The organism is Paenibacillus humicola (genome assembly GCF_028826105.1).
Classification (GTDB): domain Bacteria; phylum Bacillota; class Bacilli; order Paenibacillales; family Paenibacillaceae; genus Paenibacillus_Z; species Paenibacillus_Z humicola.
Genome location: NZ_JAQGPL010000001.1, coordinates 2,236,556 through 2,255,096, shown reverse-complemented (window position 1 = coordinate 2,255,096; position 18,541 = coordinate 2,236,556). Strand labels below are relative to the sequence as shown.

At 58.0% G+C, this 18,541-nt stretch carries 16 protein-coding genes; 1 reads left to right on the top strand and 15 read right to left on the bottom strand.

Going from position 1 to position 18,541, the window contains the following annotated elements; genetic code table 11:
- The first annotated feature begins 80 nt into the window (after positions 1 to 80).
- Positions 81 to 1,862, top strand: coding sequence for a glycosyl hydrolase family 18 protein (locus PD282_RS10425; RefSeq protein WP_274650618.1), 1,782 nt, complete (start codon positions 81 to 83; stop codon positions 1,860 to 1,862).
- Positions 1,863 to 2,030: 168 nt separating this feature from the next.
- Here the strand turns inward: PD282_RS10425 and PD282_RS10420 are convergent, their stop codons facing one another.
- The 15 genes from PD282_RS10420 to PD282_RS10350 all read right to left on the bottom strand — a co-directional run bounded on the left by PD282_RS10420 (position 2,031) and on the right by PD282_RS10350 (position 18,448).
- Positions 2,031 to 3,002, bottom strand: coding sequence for an ABC transporter ATP-binding protein (locus PD282_RS10420; protein WP_274650617.1), 972 nt, complete (start codon positions 3,000 to 3,002; stop codon positions 2,031 to 2,033).
- Entirely contained in the window at positions 2,999 to 3,982 is a 984-nt protein-coding gene (locus tag PD282_RS10415) for an ABC transporter ATP-binding protein (protein ID WP_274650616.1), read from the bottom strand. The genes PD282_RS10420 and PD282_RS10415 overlap by 4 nt, the downstream gene beginning before the upstream one ends.
- Positions 3,983 to 4,000: 18 nt before the next feature.
- Positions 4,001 to 7,426 (bottom strand): M14 family metallopeptidase, encoded by a 3,426-nt coding sequence (locus PD282_RS10410; RefSeq protein ID WP_274650615.1) that lies wholly within the window; start codon positions 7,424 to 7,426, stop codon positions 4,001 to 4,003.
- A gap of 5 nt (positions 7,427 to 7,431) precedes the next feature.
- Positions 7,432 to 8,343, bottom strand: coding sequence for an ABC transporter permease (locus PD282_RS10405; RefSeq protein ID WP_274650614.1), 912 nt, complete (start codon positions 8,341 to 8,343; stop codon positions 7,432 to 7,434).
- Positions 8,340 to 9,275: a nickel ABC transporter permease gene (gene nikB, locus PD282_RS10400; RefSeq protein ID WP_274650613.1), complete on the bottom strand. Its 936-nt coding sequence runs from the start codon at positions 9,273 to 9,275 to the stop codon at positions 8,340 to 8,342. Before nikB ends, PD282_RS10405 begins: the two co-directional genes overlap by 4 nt.
- 55 nt (positions 9,276 to 9,330) lie before the next feature.
- On the bottom strand, positions 9,331 to 10,914 hold the full coding sequence (locus PD282_RS10395) for an ABC transporter substrate-binding protein (RefSeq protein ID WP_274650612.1): 1,584 nt from the start codon (positions 10,912 to 10,914) through the stop codon (positions 9,331 to 9,333).
- A 38-nt stretch (positions 10,915 to 10,952) separates the two neighbouring features.
- A complete protein-coding gene (pcp, locus tag PD282_RS10390) occupies positions 10,953 to 11,600 on the bottom strand; it encodes a pyroglutamyl-peptidase I (RefSeq protein WP_274650611.1) in 648 nt (215 codons plus the stop codon).
- A gap of 34 nt (positions 11,601 to 11,634) precedes the next feature.
- Positions 11,635 to 12,690, bottom strand: coding sequence for a M42 family metallopeptidase (locus tag PD282_RS10385; RefSeq protein ID WP_274650610.1), 1,056 nt, complete (start codon positions 12,688 to 12,690; stop codon positions 11,635 to 11,637).
- A gap of 349 nt (positions 12,691 to 13,039) precedes the next feature.
- Positions 13,040 to 13,807 (bottom strand): SDR family NAD(P)-dependent oxidoreductase, encoded by a 768-nt coding sequence (locus tag PD282_RS10380; RefSeq protein ID WP_274650609.1) that lies wholly within the window; start codon positions 13,805 to 13,807, stop codon positions 13,040 to 13,042.
- 87 nt (positions 13,808 to 13,894) lie between these two features.
- Positions 13,895 to 14,473 carry a TetR/AcrR family transcriptional regulator gene (locus PD282_RS10375; RefSeq protein ID WP_274650608.1) on the bottom strand — a complete coding sequence of 193 codons (579 nt, stop codon included), beginning with the start codon at positions 14,471 to 14,473 and terminating at the stop codon, positions 13,895 to 13,897.
- 58 nt (positions 14,474 to 14,531) lie between these two features.
- Positions 14,532 to 15,647 (bottom strand): sensor histidine kinase, encoded by a 1,116-nt coding sequence (locus PD282_RS10370; protein WP_274650607.1) that lies wholly within the window; start codon positions 15,645 to 15,647, stop codon positions 14,532 to 14,534.
- Complete coding sequence (locus PD282_RS10365) at positions 15,640 to 16,338, bottom strand: response regulator transcription factor (protein WP_274650606.1); 699 nt, start codon at positions 16,336 to 16,338, stop codon at positions 15,640 to 15,642. The genes PD282_RS10370 and PD282_RS10365 overlap by 8 nt, the downstream gene beginning before the upstream one ends.
- Positions 16,335 to 16,847 carry a VanZ family protein gene (locus PD282_RS10360; RefSeq protein WP_274650605.1) on the bottom strand — a complete coding sequence of 171 codons (513 nt, stop codon included), beginning with the start codon at positions 16,845 to 16,847 and terminating at the stop codon, positions 16,335 to 16,337. The genes PD282_RS10365 and PD282_RS10360 overlap by 4 nt, the downstream gene beginning before the upstream one ends.
- Positions 16,848 to 16,872: 25 nt before the next feature.
- On the bottom strand, positions 16,873 to 17,742 hold the full coding sequence (locus PD282_RS10355) for a M15 family metallopeptidase (RefSeq protein WP_274650604.1): 870 nt from the start codon (positions 17,740 to 17,742) through the stop codon (positions 16,873 to 16,875).
- 103 nt (positions 17,743 to 17,845) lie between these two features.
- Entirely contained in the window at positions 17,846 to 18,448 is a 603-nt protein-coding gene (locus PD282_RS10350; RefSeq protein WP_274650603.1) for a TetR/AcrR family transcriptional regulator, read from the bottom strand.
- Between the last annotated feature and the right edge of the window lie 93 nt (positions 18,449 to 18,541).

Sequence of the window (18,541 nt, the reverse complement as noted above, 5' to 3'; positions counted from 1 at the left end):
CCGGCGCTTCGGCTGCGAAGGCCGCAGACGCGGAATCCGGAGGAGCGACGAAATTTCGCGTCTACCAGAACGACAACGTTTTGAAGGAGTTCGCATCCGAATCCGGCGCCGTCTCCTATGCCAAAACGTTCGCGTACAGCCATGTCGAAAAAATCGCAACCCGGCAGTGGATCTGGGACGATTTCCCGCGTTATAAGGTTTACGAGAACGGCTTCACGACGCCGCAGAGGGAATTCCGCACGCTCGCGGATGCGAAAGCGTTCGCGGCCAAGCTGCCCTTTGCGCAAATCCGCGATTTGCAGCAGCCCGGCTGGATTTCGGCTTCCTATCCGAAGTACCGGCTGTACCAGGGCGACAAAACGCTGCCGGAGTGGAGCTTCGCCGCGCTTGCCGATGCCAAAAAAACGGCGAAAGCGTACAGCAACGTACATATTATCGAGCTGTCGTCGAACCAGTGGATTTGGGACAACCTGTCGGATGAGCAGAAGCGGCTGAAGCGGGAGCGGACGCCCGTCTACGCAATCGACGCAAACGGCACCGCCGGCGCACCCGACTATGCCTTCCTGCTGGATGCCATGCGCGCTGCGGCGAAAGTGCCGGGGAGCACGGTGCGCAATTCGGCAACGGGCCTCGACGTCTATTCGAACGTCCCTGCTTTTCGCGTCCTCCAGTACGGGAGGCCGGTGCATTCGTTTTACGGCCTTGCCGGCGCGCTGGCGCTGGCCAAAACGCTGCCCGGCGCTTCGATCGAAAGCGGCGGCCGCGAGTGGTGGACGAACGTCCCGTATTTGACGGTACTGCAGAACGATAAGCCGATTCGTTCGTTCCATACGCGCAAGGCCGCGGTCGATTACGCCGCTCGCTACGCCGGTGCCGCGGTTGTGACGGCGGACGGCCGGAGGCTGTGGAGCAATGCAGACAAGCTGCTTTACTGGGGCTGGAACGGGACGGGCAGGACGCAGTCGATCCTGACGCAGGCCGGGGCGGCCCAGGGGCTGGACGCCGATGTGCCGACCTGGTTCGAGCTGGGCTCGGCGGACGGAGCGCTGAACGATTACTCGGATCCCGAGCTGGTCGAGCGGATGAAGGGCACCGGAACGAAGGTGATTCCGCTTGTGCACAACCAGTTCGATGCGAAGCTGACCAGCGCGTTTCTCCGCAATCCGGAAGGGCAGAGCCGGTTTATCGGCTCGCTTATGGAGCGGCTGTCGGAGCTGGGCGTGGACGGCGTCAATCTCGATTTCGAATTGATGGCCGGAGGAGACCGCGGGCGCTATACGGCGTTTGTCCGCAATTTTACCGAAGCGGCGCATAAGCGCGGATTGACGGTGTCGATCGATCTTCCGCGCGGAGACGTCAGCTGGGACAAATTCACCGCATACGATCAGCGGATTCTGGGCGGGATCGTCGACCGCGTCGTTGTGATGGCTTACGACCAGCACTGGAGCGGCAGCGACGAAGCCGGGTCGGTGAGCGAGCTGCCCTGGGCCGAGCAGGGCATCAAAAATTATATCGCTTACGGGGTACCGCGAAACAAGCTGATGCTCGGCATTCCTTTTTACGTCCGGGACTTCACGCTGGACGCAGCGGGTAAGCCGATTGCCAGCCGGGCGATCGCGATGTCGGACGTGCCGGAGGTAATCGCCCGGGAGCAGGCCGACGTCGTCTACGATCCGAAATCCAAGCAGAAGAAATACACCTACGCCGAGGATGGCCATACGCACGTCTTCTGGGCGGAAACGCCGGAAACGGTGAAGGCGCGCATCGACCTTATCAAGAAATACGATTGGGCAGGAGTTGCGGTATGGAAGCTCGGTTACGAGACGCCTGACCTGTGGACGATGCTGCTGCGGCTGAAATAGCATTTATTTCTTTCGTTTATATAAAAAGGCGGTTCGCCGGCAGACGCGCACAAGCTGCGCGCCGCCGCGAACCGCCTTTTTCCATAGCGGCGCGATGCCGCTCGCAAATAGGCTGATCCCCGAATTGAAGGGAACAGCCTTTTTCCTGAAGCCGGAGGCTCTTATTCGTTACGCATATAAATGACAGGCCGTAAAATGGTTCGGCTTCGCTTCCTTCCATTCCGGGACCTGCGTCCTGCAAATATCCATGCATTCCCTGCAGCGCGGATGAAAAGCGCAGCCAGAAGGAGGGCTCGCCGGGCTCGGCAGATCGCCCTGCAAAATGATCCGTTCCCGCACCTGGTCGGGGTGCTGCCTCGGCACGGCCGACAGCAGCGCCTGCGTGTAGGGATGCAGCGGCTCCTCGTACAAATCGTCCTTGTCGGCAAGCTCCATCATCCGTCCCAAATACATCACTCCGACCCGGTCGCTAATATGACGCACTACGCTCAGGTCGTGCGAGATGAACAGATAGGTCAGCCCGAACGACCGCTGCAGCTCCTGCATCAGGTTCAGCACCTGAGATTGGATGGATACGTCCAGCGCGGACACGGGCTCATCCGCCACGACAAGCTTCGGCTTCGTGGCGAGCGCGCGGGCGATGCCGATCCGCTGCCGCTGCCCGCCGCTGAATTCGTGCGGGTACCGTTTCAGGTGGCTTCGGTTCATCCCGACGATTTCGAGCAGCTCTTCGATCTGCTTCATGCGTTCCTTGGGCGTACCGACGTTGAAAATCTCAAGCGGCTCGGCCAGCGTTTCCCGGATCGTCATTCTCGGATTGAGCGAGGCGAACGGGTCTTGGAAGACGATCGCCATGTGCCGTCTCATCCTGCGCATGTCCTTGCTCGAAAGCTTCGTCAAATGGATGCCGTCGAATTCGATTTCTCCGGAGGTCGGTTCGATGAGCCGCAGGATCGCCCGGCCGGTCGTCGATTTGCCGCACCCGCTTTCCCCGACAATGCCGAGCGTGCTGCCGGATCGAACGGCGAAATCGACGCCGTCGACAGCTCTGACGTACCCGGTCGGCCGGCCGAACAGATCGCTTTCTCCGGGAAAATGCTTCGTTAAACCCGATACCTTCAGCAGATGCGTTCCGCTCATGCCGGCACGCCCCCCTCCTGAGCAACAAAGCAGCGGCACGAATGCTTCGTCCCGATCATCTCCAATTCCGGCTCCTTTATCCGGCAAATGTCGATCGCCTCCGCGCAGCGCGGCGCGAACCGGCAGCCCGCCGGCATTTCGTGAAAGCCGGGGACGCTGCCCGGAATCGAGTACAAGCGCTGCTTCCTGGCGTCCAATGCGGGCACGGATGCCAGAAGCCCCTTCGTATAAGGATGCGAAGGCTGATCGAAGATGGACCGGACCGGCCCTTCTTCCACCACCTTTCCCGCATACATGACCATGATCCGGTCGCAAGTTTCGGCAACGACCCCGAGATCATGGGTAATCATGAGGACGGACATGCGGGTTTCCGCCTGGAGCCGTTTCATTAAATCGAGAATTTGCGCCTGAATCGTGACATCCAGCGCAGTGGTCGGTTCGTCCGCAATGAGCAGCTTGGGCGAGCAGGACATAGCGATGGCAATCATGACGCGCTGTCTCATACCGCCGGACAAATGGTGCGGATAAGCATCGGCCACCTGCTCCGCCCGCGGAATCCCAACCTGGGTCAGCAAGTCGACCGCCCGCCTTCGCGCTTCCGCCCGACCCAGCCTCAGGTGGATCTTCAGCGCTTCCCCGATTTGCATGCCGATCGTATGAACCGGATTCAGGGAGGTCATCGGTTCCTGGAAAATCATCGCCATCTCATTACCGCGAATGCCGCGCATTTCACGCTCCGATAGCCGGTTCAAATCCGTGCCTTTAAACAAAATTTGGCTTTCCCGCCCGATTTGTCCGGGAGGGGCGACGAGCCTCATAATCGAAAGCGACGTGACGCTCTTGCCGCAGCCGGACTCGCCGACAATGCCCAAGGTTTCTCCCTCTTCGACATGCAGGTGAAGCCCGTCCACGACGGGGTAGCGTCCGTTATCCTTTTTAAAGCTGGTCGTCAGCTGAGTGACCTCCAAGATTCGGGCCATCCCGCTCACCTCCATGGGTCACATTTGTATTGGCCGCGGACGGCTCAAGCTTACGACCGTGCCGGATCCGGCCGCCGTCCGCTTCCGGTGTACCGGCTGGCGAAAAGCGGCAAGCCACCGAACGACCGCTAGATCCAGCTCGTAGTGCGCGCGGGCGCACTCTTCCAAGTATGCGCCGTCCGCCGTCTCGTCTGCCGCCTCCGTAATGAGGTCGAGACTGACGAGAGACGAGTACCGTTCGCCCGGATTGCAGCTGTCCGGGCCCGGGCTGCCCTTCAGCCTGTATGTGATCAGACCGTCCTCGATTTCGAGCGGAAATCGTTCCGGCAGCCACCGGTTTCCCCATTTCCGGTTGCGCTCGAGCCAATATTCGTTACCGCTCCGGATGCCGTCGATTGCCTTCATGCTTCCGGCAAGCATGCTCAGAACCGATTCCCGGATGCCGGCGTGAAGCGGATAATGCGTATCGTCCAGCGTCAGGACGATGGTATAGATCAAGGCATTCGGCAGCCAGTACGAGACGGGAAACCGGGGCGGGCTGTTGTAGCCGCTGAACGGCTGTACCCACTCGTGCGAAGGAACGCCGTGGTCGTCGATGATCACGTCGGGAGCCCAACGCTTCCACACTTTTCCGTAAATCCGGCTTTCGCCGTACGGCGTGTCATCGCGAAAACGGTGTCTCGCAAATTCGAATCCGGCGGCGTTATACCGGGCTGCATGCAGCTTCCACCGCGGGTTTGTCCGGAACATGGCGTAATGCGCGGCGACGCCGTCCGGGTTCGCCATCGGACTGAAGACGATGCTGCAACGCTTAAGCAGAGAGCTTTCGTCCCCGGCCAAATCGCCGATAAGCTTGAGCGCGGCGTTTGTGCTGGACACTTCGTTGGCATGATGCCGGGCGTTAATGAAAATCGTCGGCTTCCAAAGCGAAAGCTTCCGGCTGGATACGATGCCGGATTCGGCGGGGAGCGTCACTTCCACGACGGAAATCTCTCTTCCCTGATACGACGCCTCGAGAGGCTGAACCGACACGCCGGGCGATTGCGGTATGTTCGCATAAAAATACTGCAGCGCCCGGTCGTCAATGACACGGTCCATCGGGATTTCGGCCGCCCCCGGCAATTTTCCGGACGGCGATTCGCCCCGTTCCGAAAGATATAGGCTCCCCAGCCACTTCTCCAGCTCCGCGAGGTCCGGCCGATCCCCTTCGAGAAGAAAACGAACTTCATCGCCAGCCAAAAAAATGCCGGCGATCCGCAGATCCGCCGGGCACGGAGCCGGTTCAACCGCTTGGCCGTTCAAGCGGACCCGCCCGGACAGCTGCGGAAGATCGTACACCTCGACGCTTGCGGCCGGCGCCGCCCCGCAAACCGATTCCAGCCAGGGCAGAATTTGGCCCGGCGCCTCCCAGTCCCTTCCCGTTCGTTTTCCAAATGCGCTCATATAATCCAGCGTGTTAAAATAAATGTCCTCATGCAGCGCTTCCAGCACCGAGAACGTTTCCTCCCGGACCCCCAGGATCCGCTCTTCCGTATCCATTCGTATCCGGCAGTCCAGTTTTCCGAACAGCTGGGCGTCGATCCTGCCTTTTCCCTCCACCCATTCGGTCAACCGTCTGAGGACAGGACCCTGATACCAGTCCCAAAACCGTTCCGGGTCGGTATCCAAGGCACGATCGCATAGAACCTCCTCACCGGCCGTTATCCGCAGCCAACCGGCAGGCGGATATACCCGGCCCTCCTCCTCCATTCCCGGAAGGAATAACCGTTCTCCGGCCTTCGCTTCGAATTCGAAGGCTTGGATTTCTTCCCCTTCGCGATCCCGGACAATCACTCTATACGTACATGAGAGACGGTCATCCATAACGAACGCGACTTGTTCTGCGCCGATCCCGAGCTCGCTGCCGATTACCTCGTCGATCGGATACAGCTCTTGAAGCCAGCGGATCTTTAGTTCAAGGCTATTTCTTTCGTCAGGCGCTTCGAATGAACGGAATCGGATTTCAACGGAACGGACGGGATTTGCCTTCACCAGGGGAAGCACTTCCTGCTCGATCCACGAATAACCTTGTTTCCATGCGCTGCGAATGCACGGTTCCGCTGTAATGCCCTGTTCCGCCGCCAGTCTTCGAAGCTCCTCCGACAGCCTTTCACGAGAAGCCGGACTTAAGGTTACGCCGGCTTCCACGCGAAGCTTGCCGCCGGCCTTGACGGAAGGGAGTACTCCGGCGAATTGCTCCGTTACCCTCGCGAATTCCCCTGCATCATCCCACTGCATGATGAACGCCGGTTCCTCCGGCACGATCTGGATTTCGGCTTCCGCTCCGGTTCGGTCAACCATTTTCCGCCAAAGTCCGATCGGATGGGCGAAACGTTCCGCGAGCGCAATATCGGCCTTCGCGCCGCCGGATTCCCGAAGCTTTCGTTCCAGCGCGATTTCGTGAAGAAGCCGCTCGCGCATCGGATGCGTTGGATTGCGAAGCAAAGCCGCCGCCTGCCGCCACGTCCGCTCCAGCGGCCGGTCGTTGGATCCGAACAGCTGACTTACGATCCATTGGACCGTGTCCGTCATGTTCGTTCCTTCGACAACCAGCCGCAGTTTTCCGCCGGGCCGCTCCAAACGGACGCACGCCGGCGAATCCGACTCCTGCAGATCGATCGCAAGCCATTCGTTTCCTTGCCCGTCCGCCGATTCCTTTGTAAGCGGAAAATGAAGTCCCGTCGCTTCCAGCGCGATCCGGGCGGTCAAATCGGCGGCTGCCGCAGATTCGCCGTCTCCCCACTCCGCGGACCGAAAGCAGAGCCGAAGCACATTGGATAGGTCATCCTCACAGCGCTTGAACAATCCTTCCTCCGTGAAAAGCGACTCGAGTCCGATTGAGCCGCCCCACGCAGGCTTGCCGCCGATTGTATCCATCAAATAAGTCTCGCTTGTATCGGCCTCCCGTGCTGCGGGCGCATCAACGATCCATTCTCCTTCCGGATCATCACCGCCTCCAGCCGACTCCTCATCTGCAAAGGAAGCGAGATACAGGCATGCGTTGTATACGCCTTCCTGATCTTTGCCGGTTACGATCGTCGCGTTTTCGCCGTTTTGAAGCTTCACTACTGCGATCAGTCCTTGCCCTTCCCCCAGCGCGTCCCGCTTATCCTGCCAGGCATGCCAATCCGGAATGACCGCGCTGCAAAAGCCTTTATGCCGGGTGCCGATAAATACTTGGCACGGCTCCAGCAGTTCCGCTTCGTCGTCCCACCGGATGAGCGGCAGCGTCAAACCGGTCGTCTCCAAGCCGAGGCGGCCCGCCAGCTCCACCAAGCCGCGCCTGATCGGCGAAGCGCTGCCGCGGCCGAGCACGAACCGCACCTTTGCATCGTCGGGAACGTCGTCGCCGTTCCGGTCTTCGAGCCAGCCTTTTATGCTCCATATACTGCGAAGATTTTCCATCCCCGTCACACCTTCAAATTAGGATCCAGCTCGTCGCGGAGCCAGTCGCCGAGCAGGTTAAACCCCAGGACGGTCAGCATGATCGCGATTCCCGGAAACGTGGCGACCCACCACGCCGTCGTGACGTACATCCGGCCGTCCGAAAGCATGCCTCCCCACGAGGGAATGACGGGATCGACGCCAAGCCCCAAAAAGGTAAGTCCCGCTTCCAGCAAAATGTTGGTCGCGATATTAAGCGTAATCAGCACGATGACGGGCGACATGACATTCGGCAAAATATGCTTTCGCAGAATGCGCAGGTGCGTCCCTCCGACGGAACGGGCGGCCTGCACATATTCCAGCTCTTTAATGGTCAGCACCTGCCCGCGCACGACGCGGGCGAAGCCGACCCAGCCGGTAATGCCGAGGATGAATATCAATTTGCCGATTCCCGTGCCGAACACGGCCATGACCAGGATAGCCAGCAGAATAAAGGGAAAGGCCAGCTTGATATCGCCGATCCGCATGAGCAGGTCGTCGATCCATCCGCCGAAATAGCCGGACACAAGGCCGACTGCGACGCCGATTACCGTCGATATGGCAACGGACGCAATACCGACAAACAGCGAGATCCGCGCGCCGTAAATGATTCTGCTGAGCAGGTCGCGCCCGACCGCATCGGCGCCGAGCCAGTGCCCGCCGCCGCCGAAGGATGGAGGCGCCAGCCGTTCGGACAAACCGCCTTTGAGCGGATCGAACGGAGCCAGCAGCGGAGACGCCACGGCGCAGATCACGGTAAGCAGTACCAAAATGCCTCCGATGAGCGCTCCGGGATTGCGTACAAATCGCGATAAGATTCGCCGCCATTCTTTCGTTTCGGGCTTGACTCGTTCCTCCTTTTCCGATTGAACGAGCGATAGCCGAGCCTCCGTTTTCATGTGCGTCCCCTCCCGAGTTTAATGCGCGGATCGATGAACCCGTAGCTGATATCCACCAGCAGATTGACGAGCATCAAAAGGAACGAGAGGAACATGACGGAGCCCTGCACGACCGGATAATCGCGGTCGTTGATCGCATCGAGCACGAGACGGCCGACGCCGGGCCATGAAAAGACCTGCTCCAAAATGACGACTCCCCCCAGCAGTGCGCCCAGCTGCAGCCCCAGAAAGGTAATCGTCGGAATGAGCGCGTTCCGGAGCGCGTGGCGGATAATGATCGCCCATTCCGCAACGCCTTTGGCTTTAGCGGTCCGGATATAGTGCTGGTGAAGCACGTCGAGCATGCTGGAGCGAATCAGGCGGGCCAGCACGCCCGCCAATATAAGCCCCAGCGACAGCGAGGGCAAGATCAAATACTTCGGCCCGTTATATCCGGATGCGGGGAGCCAGTGCAGATGAACCGCAAAAACGAGAATGAACATAATGGCCAGCCAAAAGTTCGGAAACGAAATGCCCGCGAGCGAGAATATGCGTCCGAACATATCCATAAGCCCGCCCCGCTTCACCGCAGACAGAATCCCGACCGGAAATGCAATCAGAAGCGCCACGGCAACTCCGCCCGCGGCAAGTGAAACGGTAGCGCCCATGCGTTCCGCGATCAGGCTGAAAACCGGCTCGTTGTTGCGGAACGAATGCCCCATATTGCCGCTGAGCATATTTCCGATGAATGTCGCATACTGCTCCCACAGCGGCTTGTCCAAGCCCAGCGCATGGCGGATCTGGTCAAGCGCCTCCTTCGTGGGCTGTCCGGTGCCCTGAAACATCGCGGCTGCCGGGTCGCCGGTCAGACGAATGCAAAAGAACACGATGAGCGAAATGCCGAAAAGGACGATGAGCGTATGAACCAAACGTCGAACGAGAAATTTCATCATCGATCTGCACACCCCTAATCGATAAAGCCGATGGAGAGCCGCCGGCCTTTCGGTCTTACTGGAAGCTGACATCCTTCAAGCGAAGACGCTCGTCGGGAGGCGTGACAAAACCCGCAACCTTCTTGTTGACGCCCCATACGGTCATGGTCTGATAAAGCGGAACGTCAACCGCCTCGTCCTTCAGCAGCTGCGTCAATTGGAAAAAGATTTTTTTTCGGTCGTCCTGCACGACGGAGGACCGCTCGGCATCCAGCAGCTTGTCCACTTCCGGATTGCTGTAGCTGGGATTCCAAAATTGGCCCTTCTTGTACAGAAGGTACGCCGTATTGTCGAAATCGAGCGTCCATCCTCCCCAACCGAACTGGTACATGCTGCCGGCGGCCGCTTTCGGGATTAAATCGTTATACATGGTCTGTGTATCCTGGGGCTTGATTTCCACTGTCAGGCCCACGTCGGACAGGTAGGTTGCGACAGCCTGCGCCACTTCCTTGAATACCGCATCGGAGCCGTCGATCGAGAACGTCAGCTTCGTCCCGGGCTGTACGCCGGCTTCCTGCAGCAGCTGCTTGGCTTTGTCGACGTCGAATGGATACGGCTTCAGATCCGGATTGTTCCCGAAAGAGATATCGCCCTGCAGGGAAGAGATCGGTTTTGCGAACCCGTTCAAAATCGTATCGATAATTTCCTGCTTATTGATGGCATAGTTGATGGCTTGGCGAACTTTGACGTTATCGAGCGGCTTTTGGGATACATCGAAACGGATCAGACTTACGGTCGGGCTGCCGGCCTTCTGTATCGTCAGATTCGGATCGGACTCGATCGTTGACGCCTGGCTCGGCGGGATGGAGGAAGCGATATCGACCGCGCCGGTCTGGAGCTCGGCGATGCGCGTGGTCGCTTCCGGAATATAACGATATGTGATTTTTTTCAATTTCGGCGCCCCTCCCCAGTACTCCGGGTAGGCTTCAAGCGTGACGTGATCGTCCTTGACGTAATCGGTCACCTTGAACGGCCCCGTTCCGATCGGCTTGACGTTGAACTGCTCGTCCCCGACTTCCTTATAATATTTCGGGGGCACGATCATCGCGCCGTAACCGGCCAGCTTGGTGATCAACACGGGGTCGACCGCCTTCAGCTTAAATACGACCGTATGGTCGTCCACAACCTCCACCTTGTCGATCGAATCGTAGTTGGAGCGCTGCGGGCTTTTCTCCCCGTCGGGTCCAAGCAGCCGGTCGAACGTAAATTTGACGGCCTCGGCATTGAAGGGCTCTCCGTCCTGGAACGTTACCCCTTGGCGAAGCTTGAACTCGAGCGTCTTCGGGTCCTTGTAGGTCCACGACTCGGCAAGCCCCGGCTCCAGCTTCAGGTCCTCGCCCCGCTCGACGAGCCCGTCAAAAATGTTGGAGGCGACCGTTGCCCACGGTACGGTGAAGGTATCGATGGGGTCCCACGTACCGCCCGGATCCGACGGGATCGCAACGACAAGCTCATCCTTCTTGGCCCCGGAGCCGGAACCGGACGCCGCTCCGGATCCGGCTCCGGCGGCCGGCTCATTCCCTCCCGAGCATCCGGTTACCGCTGCCGCCAACAGAACGGCTAATGCCGCCGAAAAAAGCTTCGTTTTTTTCTTTTTCATCCTGATCCGCCCCTATTCAAACTGTAATGAACACGTTGTTAATGAATGTCTCCGCCTGCGGCGACGATGTCCCGCTTATGCACGGCCGTCGTTTGTACCGCGATTTCGAGCGAGCGCACGATGGCGTCCAGGCTCATGCTGGGGGAACCGCCGCGGCGGGCGGCCTGCTCAGGCAGGAACGGGATATGAATGAAGCCGCCGCGGACGCCCGGAAATTCGGTGGCGATCAGATGCGCGAGCCCGTAAAACAAGTGATTGCATACGTAGGTGCCGGCCGTTTGCGAGACGGATGCCGGAATTCCGGCCTCTCTCATGTTCTTGACGATGGCCTTGATCGGCAGCGACGACCAATATGCGGCCGGTCCGTCCGCGACGATGGGGACATCGACGGGTTCGTTGCCGTCATTGTCCGGAATCACGGCGTCGTCGACATTAATGGCGACCCGCTCGACCGTAATATCGGGACGTCCTCCCGCCTGTCCGACGCAGATGACGATATCCGGCCGGATTTCGTCCATCGCTTCCTTCAGCACCCGGACCGATTGGCCGAATACGGTCGGCAGCGTAACGACGAATACCTCCGTCTCGCCAAACGATTTGCCGGCCAGCCGCTTTACCGCTTCCGACGACGGATTGACCGGTTCGCCTCCGAAGGGCTCGAACCCGGTGACGAGCGCGATTGGCATCTCAATCACTCCTTTTTTCCGCAGGCTTCCTGCGCTATATTTTTTCCGTGAAATCTTCGATAAATTTGACGATGAGCTGAACGCAGTGCTCCAGGTCGTCCAGATGAACGCATCCGATTGCGGAATGAATATAGCGGGAGGGGATGGAAATGCAGCCGGTCAATACGCCGCTTCCGCTTAAGGCGATGGCGTGTCCGTCCGTCGTGCCCTTTGCCAGCACTTCCCTTTGGTAGGGAATTGCGTACTTTTCGGCCGTTTCCACGAGCCGGTTCGTCAGCTTTTTGGGAACGGCAAGGCCGCTGTCGTAGCATTTGATCGCCGCGCCCGCACCGAATTCGACCGGCAGCTCGCGGTCCTGAATGCCCGGCGTTCCTCCCGCAAGCGTGACGTCGATCGCCAGGGCGACGTCCGGTTGAACGCGGAATCCCGCAGGCTGCGCGCCGCGGAGACCCACTTCCTCCTGAACGGTGAATACGCCGTATACCGTCGGGGCGACCGCTTTCGTTTTCAGCCGCTTCATCACTTCGATCAGCACGGCGCAGCCGGCACGGTTGTCGACCGCTTTTCCGGTAAACACCTTGCCTCCGTTCAAATATTCCCCCTTGCGTTCAAACGTGATATAATCGCCGACCCTCACGCCAAGCTCCAGCGTCTCCGCCTTGTTCGAAGTGCCGGCGTCCAGATGAAGCTCCTGGATCGGAATCCCCTTTTTTTGTTCCTCCGCACTTACGATATGAGCGGGTCTGCTTCCCGTAACCCCTTTGACCAATCCTTTCGACGTATTGATTGCGAGTACCTGGTTAATGACAACCCGGCTGTCATGACCGCCGACCGGAATAAAATAAATGAACCCTTTGTCGTCGATATGATGCACGACGAAGCCGATTTCGTCCATATGGGCCGCAAGCATCAGCTTGACCCTGGGGTTCGTTCCGTTTTGAACAAAATATTGATTTCCGAGCGCATCGGCCTCGTATTCATCATACATGCCGGCCAGTTCTTCCTTCACGTACGCGCTGACCTTCTCTTCGTCGCCGACAACGCCGAAAATGGGGTCCAGTTCGATCATGGAGTCCCTTAATGTAGCCATTTGGGGCATCTTCCTTTCTCTAGGGAGGATAAAATCATTCCGAGAATCAAGAGCGTTCGGGCCTGCACATTGCCACAAATGTGTTATATTACTTTACGTCAATTTACTTATATCATCAAAATTCCAGAAATACAATATGGTTTTTTGTTTAATTTCGTCGTATTACATCATTTGAAGTCATTTATATGTAAGTTTTATTAACATAAGTTTTGATTCAAAGCCTTTTTTTGACTGAAATCGCCGTTTGGTACAGGCAGGTCTCGAGCCGTCCACCGGCGGAAACGCCGAAAAACCCCCGGAATCCGATTCCGGAGGGTCTTCCCTAACAGGCTCGAGGCAATAACCAGCCTTATCTTTGGCGGTAAATCGGAGCGCCGAGCGGTGAAGAAATCATGCCGCCGTCGATGTTGATTTCGGCGCCCGTGATGTACGACGAAGCGTCCGAAGCCAGAAATAAGGCGGTATTGGCCACATATTCCGGCTCGCCCAGACGGCCAAGCGGAATTCCGCTTGCGAGACCGGCTTCAATCTGCTCCAGCCTTTCAGGCTGGCCCCAGATCGGCGTCCGCGTCGCACCGGGTATGACCGTATTCACGCGAATGCCGCGCGGCGCAAGCTCGGATACGAACACCCGGGCCATGCTGCTGACCGCCCCCTTGCTCGCCGCATATGCGGCCCAGCCCGGGCCGCCCGCTTTCGCAAGCACCGAGCCATTCAGAATGATCGACGCCCCGTCGCTTAAGTAGAGTAAAGCTGCCTGAACGGTGAAAAAAACACCGGTTATGTTCACGTTCAGAATGTCCTGAAAGGCGGAAATCTCCGTGCTTCCCAGAAGCGTCTGACCGGGTATGCCCGCATTTGCGAATACGACATCCAGCTTGCCGAATTTGCCGGCTATCTCCGCTGCGGCTATTTCGAGGCTCGAAGGATCGGTCGTATCCGCCTGAATCGCAATCGCGTTTGCACCGATTTCCTCTACTGCCGCGTTCAGCTTATCCATATTGCGGCCGGTAACGGCGACATTCGCTCCTTCCGCCGCGAACAATTTGGCTGCCGCCAGTCCGATCCCGCTGCCGCCTCCGGTAATCCATGCCGTTTTTCCCGATAATTGACCCATTTTACATGCTCCTCTCGAATTCGTTTATCCTGTGCTCCTATTGATGCTTCCATTCGAGAACGAACGGTCTCATAATTCTAAAAAAAATTAGACTTTCAAAACGGACATCGTCGTCTCGATCACGCGGTGCAGCTTCTCTTTGTCATCCGTCGTTTTCGCCATGACGCGCAGTCCCGTAAGCGCATTATGAAAATAGGCGGCCAGCGCTCCGGCGTCAAGCGTCTTTGAAAATTCGCCCGTTTGCTGCCCCGCTTCGATCAGCTCGCGAATTGTACGCTCCAACCATTCCTGTTTCTCGTTCACCCAAGCTTTGCATTCCGGGTCAAGCAGCGACAGCTCGACGGCTGTATTGACGATCAGGCAGCCTTTCGGATCTTCGTCCTCCTCCCGGATCACGAATTCGAATAACAGCCGGATCGCCTCTTCGGACGAACGGGCATTGTCCAATTTATGCCGGAGCCGTTGTCCGATAAAGTCGTTGTACCGGTTCAACGCCTTCATATATAACGTGCGCTTGTCGCCGAAGGTGTCATACATGCTCCGCTTGTGCACGCCCATATGCGAAACGAGCTCCTGCATGGAAGTTTTCTCATAGCCGCGCTGCCAAAATAACCGCATGGCCTTTAGCAGCACCGTATCCTCGTCAAATTCCTTCGTTCTGGCCACGCCTCCGTCGCCTCCTTTCACCGATGATCATACCATATTGAGACCGTTCGGTAAATAATTAATTTTCGTTTCGCTCCGGTCTTTTTTCGCCGCGCGGCAGCCGAACCTCGAACACGGTGCGGATGACGCTGCTGTCCGCCGTGATCGTGCCCTCATGCTGCGTGACGATATTTTTGGCGATAAACAGGCCGAGCCCCGTACTGTCGTCGCGATGAGCGCGCGCCTTGTCGCCGGTGTAGAACATATCGAAAATATGCGGCAGCTCTTCCGGGGAAATGCTGTCGCCGTAATTGATCACCTGCACGACGACCGTCTCCTCTTCAAGGGTGCAGACGATATCGATAAATTTGCCGTCCTTTCCATAGCGGGCGGCGTTGGTCAGCAAATTTTCGAACACGCGGGCGAGCAGTTCTCCTTCGCCCTGCACCACTGCATGCGGAGCGAGATCGAGCCGGGTCTCGACATGCCGCTTTTCGAACAGCGGGACCAATTCCTCGTTCAATTGATGAAGCAGACCGCTCAAATCGATTTCCCGCCTCTCAATCGGCGCCTGTCCGTAGTTCATGCGCGTAATTTCGAACAGCTCGTCGATCAGCCGCTCCAGCCGCTGCGATTTCGCGTATGCGATTCCCGCATAATGATTGATCTGCCCGGCGGACAGCTTGTCGTTCTGAAGGATGAAATCCAAATAACCCAGGACGGAGGTGAGCGGCGTGCGCAAATCGTGGGCCAAATTAAGCACCAGACGCTCCTTGCTGTTTTCGGCGAAATCCCCCCGCTCCAGCGCCTGCCTCAATTTCGCTCCGGCCAGATTGATGTCTCTGGCGATATCCCCGAATTCGTCTCCGGACGGAATCGAAACCTGATGGTGAAAATCTCCCCCGGCCAGCCGGTTAATGCCTGCCGAAATGGCGCGAAAATAAGCGACGTACCGGCGGGTGAACAGGAAGAAAAACAGCACCGAGAGCGGAATGAAGACAATGAGGAAAAAGTTCAGGTCCCCGATATCCCGAATGAAATACCGCACCTTCGCCAGCGGGCTCTCTTGTTTAGTCGTATGGTAATAAAGCTGCAGCAGCCGGTAAAGCGCATAGGTAACCACAGCGGAACATAGCATGCTCAGCGCGAAATACAGGACCATCCGGAAACGGAAGCTGCGCAGCGTCTCAGCCATTGAAGCTGTACCCCACGCCCCAGACGGTTTTGATCAGCGCGTTTTTGTGCCGGTCGTCTTCGAGCTTTTTGCGCAGCGTGCGGATATGGACCATAACCGTGTTGGTGCCTTCGTAATAGGCTTCGCCCCACACCTGCTCGAAAATGTTTTCCGGACTGAACACCTTTTTGGGATAGCTCGCCAGCAGGTACAAAATATCGAACTCCTTCGGCGTCAGCGGAACCGGCTTGCCGTATCGAAATACGGACCGCTCGTCGGGATGAATGACCAGTCCTCCCGCCTCCAGAACGGGCTTCCCGGCCTGCGGAGGCTGGTTGAACTGCAGCGACCGCCGCAGCTGGGCGTTCACGCGGGCGACCAGCTCCATCGGATTAAACGGCTTGGTCATATAATCGTCCGCCCCTCGCAGCAGCCCTTCGATTTTGTCGAGATCGGACGTCTTGGCGCTTAAAAATATGATCGGCAGCAGATAATGCTGCTCCCGGATTTGCCGCGTGACCTCATAGCCATCCAGCTTGGGCATCATAATATCGAGAATGGCCAAATCGACGGACTGCGTCTGAATCGCGGTCCGCGCTTCCAAGCCGTCGCATGCTTTGAGGCAGTTGTAGCCTTCCCGTTCCAGATGCAGTGCAATCAGATCGGCGATTTCCGCTTCGTCGTCGGCAATCAGTATCGTAATCGGCTTCATTTTCTTCGCCCTGCTCCCTGAATCATTGCGTTCGTTCCATTTATTTTAACCGAAATCCGCCAGGCGATAAAACCGAGCAGCCCGCCGCCGGTATTCAGAATCAAATCGTCCACGTCGAAGCTGCCGATCGAAAGGAGCGCCTGCGCGCATTCCAGGCCGAGACTGACGCCAAGAGCGCTCAGCAGCGCGCCTGCAGCCGTCATTTTGCCTGCCGGCATCCGCCCCAGGAACAGCCCCAGCGGAATAAATATCGCGATGTTCCCATACAGGTTGACAAGCCCGTGCTCCGACATGGCGTGATACGACCTGGAGATTTCCCGGAAAGGAACGAAATTGCCCTGCTCGAGGCGGCCGGCGATCCAGCCGGGCGATTCCATATTCCGCCGGAGCCGCTCCCGCAGAAACGCCAAATCGACCGGCGCGAACTTGAATAAAATGATTTTGACGAGCACGTACAGGTACAGAGCGAACAGCGCCTGAACGGCCGCCTCGACGAGCTTCTTCTTCACGTTCCGGTTCACTCCTTTTCCGGTTTCAAGAACGGACCGTCACAATGACGCCGTCCATATTGTCGCCGGATATTTCGTACTGCCCGTCCGCAGGCACCTGAACGGTCGTGCCGGAGCCGACAGCAGCGTACGATACGGTGTAGGATTGACCTTCGACCGACACCGTCAGCGTATGGACCTCTTTCAGGTAGTCCAAATACTGCTCCAGGACAAAACCGTGCTGCTGCATGATCGCACTGTGCGGCAGGCCGACGTAGCGAAAATGCCACGGCTCGTACTGAATGCCCGTGATCGCCGATTTATCCTCCGGGTAACGCAGGATGAAGCCGTATTTCCAGGCGTTCTGCTTCAGCCACTGCCCTTCCGGGGCATGGCTCATTTCCCCGAGCGTGGACCCGATGTCCAGCGAAAGACCGAGATTATGCTCGCTGTAGCCCGCAGGCATCGCTTTTTCGGCGCCCATCTGCCGGTAAAGCTGATCCTGCTTGGACTTGTCCCGGTAGCCGCTGCTGATCATAAAATGATCGACCCCGTCCTTTGCCGCCGCCTCTGCCATGACCGAAAACCGCTCCGCCAGCCCCGGCGACAGCCGAACCGAATGATCCAGCAGCGTAAAGCCCTTCAGAAGCTCCGGATGCCGGTACAAGAGAACGGCCGCCCCGGCGTCTTCATCGTGCTCCGGTACGGGGTGGTCCTTGTTGACCAATAATAAAGCGCCTTTATAAACCTGGTCCCTTGAGACGTGCAGCGTCCGCACATCCGCGGCGGGAGCGTTCCGAGCGCCTTCCTTCACCACGGTGTCCGGCGTTGCCGCGCCGTCCGCCTGCAGCTTGACATGGGCGGCCCCGTAGCCGAGCAGCGCGAGAATCATCAGGCCGTAGCCCCATTTTTTCATTTCCGCTTCCTCCTAAACCGTTGTTCCCTTTAAGATTAAGGAAATCGGTTTAAAAAGAATGCGCGGTAAAAATAAAAGATTTCTTAAATCATGCTTCTTCCGCCTATCGGCCGGCGAAGCCGGCATTCGTTTCGGCACCTTCCGGCTGCATAACGCCCGTGCAGAAAATATCGACGAGCGCATCCAGCACGTCCGTCATCGGAAAGCCGTGGCGTGCAAGCGCATCCGGTTTGACCAGCGCCTGCGTTGCCTCGAGAAAAATAACCATCGCCAGCCGAGGCGAGATGTCCTTCGCCAGCCCCGCTTCCTGCGCGCGCTGCAGCAGCCGCTCGATAAACCCGATTTTCCCGGCGCGGAACTGCTCGATCCGCTGCCACAGCCCGGGCAGCAGCTTCTGCACATCCTCGAGAAACAATGGACTAAGGCCGGCAATCTGCTTTTTGACCTGCTCGAGCGCGTGCCGCAAAGCCTGCAGCGGCTGCTCGGATTCGTACTCCGACAGCCGAATGGCCGCATCGATTCGGGACAAGGTGTCCTCGATAACGGCGGCCGCGATTTCTTCTTTTCCCGAAAAATACTGGTAAATCGTCTTTTTGCTCATGCCCAGCTTGTCGGCCAGGCCGCTGATCGTGACGCTCTTGTACCCCCGGATATAAAACAGCTCCTGCGCCGCACGTACGATTCGCAAGCGATTCGTTTCTTCCATCCAATCCTCCCGCACCGTAAACCCCGTCTTAAACAACGAAGAAACTTTTACCGTATTTATAGTTTCCATCGTAGCCGATTATTCGCCGTCCGT

Excerpts from the sequence above, each read along its gene's own strand:
- pcp (WP_274650611.1), bottom strand. The coding sequence starts at position 11,600 with ATGCCAATCGCGCTCGTCACCGGGTTCGAGCCCTTCGGAGGCGAACCG.
- PD282_RS10410 (WP_274650615.1), bottom strand. The coding sequence starts at position 7,426 with ATGGAAAATCTTCGCAGTATATGGAGCATAAAAGGCTGGCTCGAAGAC.
- nikB (WP_274650613.1), bottom strand. The coding sequence starts at position 9,275 with ATGATGAAATTTCTCGTTCGACGTTTGGTTCATACGCTCATCGTCCTT.
- PD282_RS10405 (WP_274650614.1), bottom strand. The coding sequence starts at position 8,343 with ATGAAAACGGAGGCTCGGCTATCGCTCGTTCAATCGGAAAAGGAGGAA.
- PD282_RS10385 (WP_274650610.1), bottom strand. The coding sequence starts at position 12,690 with ATGGCTACATTAAGGGACTCCATGATCGAACTGGACCCCATTTTCGGC.
- PD282_RS10355 (WP_274650604.1), bottom strand. The coding sequence starts at position 17,742 with ATGAAAAAATGGGGCTACGGCCTGATGATTCTCGCGCTGCTCGGCTAC.
- PD282_RS10395 (WP_274650612.1), bottom strand. The coding sequence starts at position 10,914 with ATGAAAAAGAAAAAAACGAAGCTTTTTTCGGCGGCATTAGCCGTTCTG.
- PD282_RS10415 (WP_274650616.1), bottom strand. The coding sequence starts at position 3,982 with ATGGCCCGAATCTTGGAGGTCACTCAGCTGACGACCAGCTTTAAAAAG.
- PD282_RS10380 (WP_274650609.1), bottom strand. The coding sequence starts at position 13,807 with ATGGGTCAATTATCGGGAAAAACGGCATGGATTACCGGAGGCGGCAGC.
- PD282_RS10365 (WP_274650606.1), bottom strand. The coding sequence starts at position 16,338 with ATGAAGCCGATTACGATACTGATTGCCGACGACGAAGCGGAAATCGCC.
- PD282_RS10370 (WP_274650607.1), bottom strand. The coding sequence starts at position 15,647 with ATGGCTGAGACGCTGCGCAGCTTCCGTTTCCGGATGGTCCTGTATTTC.
- PD282_RS10420 (WP_274650617.1), bottom strand. The coding sequence starts at position 3,002 with ATGAGCGGAACGCATCTGCTGAAGGTATCGGGTTTAACGAAGCATTTT.
- PD282_RS10350 (WP_274650603.1), bottom strand. The coding sequence starts at position 18,448 with ATGGAAGAAACGAATCGCTTGCGAATCGTACGTGCGGCGCAGGAGCTG.